This window comes from Candidatus Anaplasma sp. TIGMIC (assembly GCF_028204095.1).
GTDB lineage: Bacteria > Pseudomonadota > Alphaproteobacteria > Rickettsiales > Anaplasmataceae > Anaplasma.
Window position 1 is genome coordinate 1 of sequence record NZ_JAQLOH010000045.1, and the last position, 6,027, is coordinate 6,027.

The 6,027-nt window shown below is 45.1% G+C and carries 6 protein-coding genes; 3 read left to right on the top strand and 3 right to left on the bottom strand.

What is annotated here, in order from left to right; genetic code table 11:
• Positions 1–781, bottom strand: a 781-nt coding sequence (gene purM / locus PGW94_RS04210) for a phosphoribosylformylglycinamidine cyclo-ligase (protein WP_271758956.1), incomplete at its 3' end; no start/stop codon positions are given.
• Positions 782–905: 124 nt separating this feature from the next.
• Here purM and PGW94_RS04215 point away from each other — a divergent pair.
• Complete coding sequence (locus PGW94_RS04215) at positions 906–1,532, top strand: histidine phosphotransferase family protein (protein WP_271758958.1); 627 nt, start codon at positions 906–908, stop codon at positions 1,530–1,532.
• A gap of 300 nt (positions 1,533–1,832) precedes the next feature.
• Here the strand turns inward: PGW94_RS04215 and PGW94_RS04220 are convergent, their stop codons facing one another.
• Both PGW94_RS04220 and rsfS read right to left on the bottom strand, forming a co-directional pair.
• Positions 1,833–2,750 (bottom strand): hypothetical protein, encoded by a 918-nt coding sequence (locus tag PGW94_RS04220; protein ID WP_271758960.1) that lies wholly within the window; start codon positions 2,748–2,750, stop codon positions 1,833–1,835.
• A 165-nt stretch (positions 2,751–2,915) separates the two neighbouring features.
• Positions 2,916–3,272: a ribosome silencing factor gene (rsfS, locus tag PGW94_RS04225; protein ID WP_271758962.1), complete on the bottom strand. Its 357-nt coding sequence runs from the start codon at positions 3,270–3,272 to the stop codon at positions 2,916–2,918.
• 189 nt (positions 3,273–3,461) lie between these two features.
• Here rsfS and PGW94_RS04230 point away from each other — a divergent pair, with 189 nt between their 5' ends.
• The gene (locus tag PGW94_RS04230; protein WP_271758964.1) at positions 3,462–4,736 is read left to right on the top strand and encodes a M48 family metalloprotease; all 1,275 of its coding nucleotides are present in this window, start codon (positions 3,462–3,464) and stop codon (positions 4,734–4,736) included.
• Positions 4,737–4,817: 81 nt separating this feature from the next.
• Entirely contained in the window at positions 4,818–5,402 is a 585-nt protein-coding gene (locus PGW94_RS04235) for a hypothetical protein (protein WP_271758966.1), read from the top strand.
• The last annotated feature ends 625 nt before the right edge of the window (positions 5,403–6,027 follow it).

Sequence of the window (6,027 nt, forward strand, 5' to 3'; positions counted from 1 at the left end):
GCAGTACACGTGGGATATTGTTTATCAGCCCTCCTCCGGTTATGTGGGCGATCGATTTGACTAGATGGCACGATGGTAGCACGGAGCCCGTATATATTTTTGTTGGTTCGAGAAGAACGTCAGCCCAGCTTCGCTTGGTATCAAAGGCACATGGGTTGCTGTAGGATATACCTACATCTTGAAGTATCTTCCTCACCAGAGAAAAGCCGTTAGAGTGGAGGCCTGAAGATGAGAGCCCTATTATGATATCACCCGGCAAGATTCTGCCCAACTTAGGTAGAATCTCACTGCGTTCCACAACACCCACTGCAAAGCCAGCAATGTCATAATGCCCCTTAGAGTACATTCCCGGCATTTCTGCGGTCTCGCCTCCAACCAGTGCGGTATCGGCAATGCGACACCCCGCAGCTATGCCCTTTACTACCTCAAGCACAACGCTATTGTCTAGGACTCCTGTTGCAAAATAATCCAGGAAAAACAACGGCTTAGCGCCTTGCGCCAGGATATCGTTGACACACATTGCCACCAGGTCTATTCCGACAGATCTGTGATTGTTTGTGTCTTGTGCGATGAGCAGCTTCGTTCCGACACCATCTGTGGATGATACCAATAATGGGGCAACATACTTGCACCCGGACGCAAATACGTCAAATACCGCGCCAAACCCCCCTATATCAGAGATAACGTTTGCGCTTTTCGTGTCCGCAGCAAGCTGTTTTATTTCAACAACGAGCTTATCGGCCGAGGCAATATCCACCCCTGAATCCCGGTACTTACTCATAGCAAAAAGACATCACAATTGTGACAGCGTAGCACCAGATCCAAGAAACATGTACAAAAAATTTATTTGATTAACAAGTTGGATGTTATAGAATACCCGCTGCTTTCACGAAATATAGCATAAAATGGCCGACGGGCTTGCAAGCATGGAGGTATTCGCGGCGCGATTGCTGCACGATGTTGCTGGGTCAATCGGCTCCGTAGTGAGCTTGGTAGAGTGTTTCCTCGAAGACCCTGAGTGTGATGACATGAAAGGTCAGCTTGAGGAAGCTGTGGATGGGATGATATCAAGGTTCAGGCTTGTAAGACAGGCTTATTGCAGTTCGGAGGATAACTCGAGCTTCTGCAGCACGCAGCGTCATATAGAAAAGTATCTAAAGAAAAGGGGTTTGTGTCTTGTTGAGTGGAATATAGCTGCGCAGTTTGCTGATGCAGATATGGTGGAACGAGTCAATCGCTTGGTAATACAGGCTGTGCTCTTTTCTGCCATGGTCATGGTACAGGGTACTGGGCTTTCGGTTTCAGTGTGCAGAACTGATGACACAGTGCACATACAGCTCAAGCTCTGTGCTGCAGAAGTGTCTGTGCACAGAGATGTCGAAAGAATGCTTAGTCGGGAAGAAGGTTGTGAATTAACCACGCATAACGTGCAGGCGTACTTCCTGACTCTTTTGTGTAAGGAGTACGGTGCAACGTTCCGCTATAGTACGGAGAGTGCCCTGGTGGAGGTGCATCTTCCTGCAGTGGCATAACAGCAGACGGAAAATATGCGCTGGTAAGAGCCTGTATATCGGTATAAATGTTCTTTAAGAATCATCAGTTTGGGTAAAATTTGATAACCACAAAAAGTTATCTCGGGTACGCTGGGTCTGTGTCTTAGTTAATTGCAGACAACATACTAGAGCTCATGCCAAAACCCCGTGGTCAGTGCGTGTGATGTAGAGCGTAGTTCTTCACTCCAGTCAGATATAATAGTTCTCTCGCTGTCATACATAGCCTCGCTCTAACCACGAATCTGCGACAGACAAGCGTCGAGTGGTTTATGCCGTTTGCTAACAGGTTCTTTTCAGAGTTGTTGACTCAACATGCAAGGACCGGACAACGGAACGGCTGCTCTTTTGTGACAGCGACAAGATACTATTTAAATCTTCTAGTAAGGTATTGTTGGTAGCGATATTCAGCGACGCATACGCGCAAGATGCAGACACATCAGAAAACAAAGTGGATAGCTTTTCCGCTACGCGACTGTGTATTCTGGATACGGCAGCAAAAGAATTCTCAAAGCTACAGCCTAAAAGTGCAAACATGAACTTGTTGCCTTCCAGAGAACCCACTATGTCTGAATATCTCAAATTTGCACTAAGAGTATTAACCAGGACATGCTTCACGTTACTGAGTGACTTTTCTCCATTGTTTATTGGCTCGTCTATAGCCATGACGGACAGCACTACGTCAACATGCATTGACTGCACGAAATCGCAGATGATACCTACCTCTGTAAGAGTCGACGCCACGTCCAGTATGCCCAGATCCGGGTCTACCTTGTACGATGAACCAGGAGGTAATTTTTTGCGCCTAAACGCATCTAGTTTTTGCGATATGCTTGTATCGCGTATCAAAATCTCGTAGTTAAGGCAGTTCTTCTTTGAAGCGGTACGAAAGACTTTTGCGCGCACGGGCAACGCCTCAGACACGACATTTAAGAATGTGAAATCCCTAATTTTCGATACGATATCTGCGAGATCTACGCCACTATCAGAGTACTCCAAGTAGCTGCTAATGGTACCGTTTGTTTTGGCGTCAAGTATGGAGCTTAAGGGAGAATGTAGCAAAATGTTGCTGTTGTCAAAACCCAGAAGCCTTAAAGCCCTAGCGTTTACGCCTGTTATCACTACTGTCTTCGACACATTGTCTTGCTGTACTGCAATTACTGCATCGTCTGCTCTATGAGCAACTACGGAATCGTGCATAATGCTGCTCCAGCCTGTATATACCAGTGGCCTTCCGTACTTTAAGGAATCGCCTAGAGCAGAATAACTGTGGGAGTATTACAATACGGTTAACTTGCACATTAACAAAACCAGGCCAAAGTAACTCCGGTACCTGTGCAGCTCACAGATTACAGAAACATCTATTTATTGGCTGTGCGCAGTGCCGTACTGAGTATCCTGTGGAGCATCTGTGTTCCACAGACTTTCCAAGTCGTAATACTGCCTTACTTCATCGCGGAATATATGAACTATTACATTGCCCAAGCTCATTACTACCCAATTGCAAGCATTTAGACCTTGTATGCGGGATTTATGATAAGGGGATGCTTTTTTCTTTACATACTCCGCAAGTGCTTTCACATGGTGTGAAGAATTTCCTGAAGCGATAATCATGTGCTCCGCCAGTTGGCACTTATCTCGAACGTCTAGCGAAACTATGTTATGGGCGCTATGTTCGTCCAATACGGACACAACGAGCTCTACCAAATCTTCCGTATGCATTTGTGCTACCATCCCTAATCGCTCAAGACCCATATATGTTACCTTTCACGACCCCATAATCAAAGATTTAACACAGCAATCCAGTTTTTTATAACGTAGTGCCACTAGAATAGAGATCGAGACGTTTATTATAGAGTATTTTTACTCTTTTAACTATTATGGTTACGCCGTGTAGGGGGTATTGGTTTTATGAAGGCGTATGTAGTTTTGTTCTGTATGATACTCATATCGACTCCAGCGTGGTGCTCTGGCACAGTGGTGCTCCGAGATAGCGAGATTGAAAATGTAATAAAAAAAATTAGTGAACCGCTATTCCGCTCCGCCAAGGTCGATACCGATACTGTCAAAGTGTTTCTCGTTGACGACAACCTGGTAAATGCATTCGTTACAGCAAATAACCACATTTTCATCCATAAGGGCCTCCTGCGGTTTTCAAAAGATCCCGAAGTTGTTGCAGGTGTCATAGCCCACGAGATAGGTCACATGTCTCAGTACCACATAGTGAAGCGCGCTAGTGAGCGACGCAGCGGCGTTCTAGCAGAGAGCTTGGGATATATCTTGGGCATGGTAGCGATGGTTGCTGTGGATCCAAAAATAGGTCAGGCTATCATTGCAGGAAGCAGTACTATCAGTCAAAGAAGATTTTTGGCATACAGTCGTGCACAAGAAGAGATAGCAGATCAATTTGCGCTGGAGTACCTTGATGCGGCTGGGTATAGCCATGAAGGGCTTTTGCGTGTACTTAGGCACTTTGGCAAAAGTGAACAACAATATGCGCACTTAGACGAATACCTTCTGACACATCCACTAAGCGAGCAACGACTGCGTAAACTGTATAACTATAGCCGCAAGAAGGAGGTTGTTGGTTTTTCAGCGGAAGACAGAGAAAACTTCGCGAGGATTGTAGAAAAAGTTGAGGCATTTTTAATGCCGTTAGACACCCTCAAGAACCGAAAACTGTCGCAATATATGCAATCTATACTTGATTACAGAGAGGCAAACACAAAAGATGCACTTGAAAAACTGGGGCATTTGATTGATCTATCTCCGGCAGATCCATATCTTAGGGAGATCAGAGCGCAAATTCTGTACAAATTGGGGGATATAGACTCATGCATTTTGGATTACAAGGCTGCCTTAGCGTACCTCCCCAATGATATGCTAATTAAACTTGAGTTAGCACAGGCGTTTTTGTTAAAGGACCCGGGTGAGGCACTGCCATACCTAGAGCAGGTGACACGCCAAGAACGAGATGATCCATTTGTGTGGAAACAGCTGTCTTTGGTGTACGGTAGATTAGGCAGAATTGGCATGTATTATTACGCACTTGCGAACAGGCACTTTTTTGAGGGCAATAGCAGGGAGTTTTTGCAGTACGCTCAATTATCAAGAGAGCATCTTGCAGAAGGTAGTTTTCAACTACAAATAATTGCAGATCTCGAAGAGGCCCACAGAACACGCTAACTTTTGCGCGTGTATTGACGGTCTAAGGGTTTTTTTACCGTACGTTCTTGTACCATGGTATAAAAATTTACAATATTTACTATGGCAGGAAGGTTTTTTAGCAAAAAAATTGGCGCCTGTAGCGCTATTACGATGTCGGTTCTTCTTTCTTCATGCATCATAAGCAGAACACCGCAGTTTGTAGTTTATGATCCTCCAGAAGATAAAGAGGGGATATCCTGTACCACACAGTGTGAGTATGCGAAGAACAATTGTTTTAGGTTGTGTAACAAGCAAGCTGAAGAATGCAGAGTGCAGGAGTCGTATCATAATACGGTGAACAATATAGTGGGCTTCGTGGGAAATGCGGTTTGTGGTAGCGTAGGCTGTTATCCCAGAGAGACTAGGAAGCAAGAATGTATCAGAAGTAGGAACGAGTGCACATCGCAATGCGGAACAGACCACATTTGTTCGTTCAAGTGTGCTACGGATTACCGAAGCTGCTATTCCACAAGTAACGACATATATTCGGGGTTTCGGTTGGATTGTTTTCCGTCTTCTACAAAGAGTCTTTGCGATACCAGTAGATGTGATGGCACATGCAGGGATGACTATGCAGCGTGCTTTGTGGATTGTGGAGGAACAATCAGAGTGGTGACACCTGAGCAGCAATACATGACTGAGTAACGCCGGGCGAACGCTGTACTGTATTTTTACTCGTTAATTTGAAATATTTGAACATGACCGCAGCACCGCGCGCATATTCGGGTTGCTTCACGGATTGCAATGTGGAACACATCTCGATGAAAGGCCGGTATTTATTACATGATGTTGTGGTAGAGGAATTATTCCGTCAATCGTGAAAATCTCCGTGTAAGCATCTTGACGCGCAAACAAGGAGGCAATTAGGTAATATTTTCTTCAACTAGTAAATAATACCTGTGGTCCTACAAAAAGCAGAGCAACAGTATGCGTACGCGCATGGCAGAAGATGTCTGTTCCTACAGCATGTAGGATGCCGCGGTTTTGGTTCTGAGGCTCAGTAAGTGTCGAAGAACATTTATAGTCGCGACTAAAGACGACGAAGTAATTTCGCAGGCCACCTAGCGAAGTCGTGGAGATACGGTCAGTGTCTTCGACGGGACGAAGGTGTTTTTTTATGAACACATTGAATTGGTGAGTTTGATACAGCTAGAGGTTTAATATTGCATAAATGAGGTGAAGAAATAGGAAAACTATCTTTAGGAAGTGTGATGGTGTCTCTAGCAGTACTACTATCGGGCCCGGATACGGGGGTGGCGCACAGCCTAGG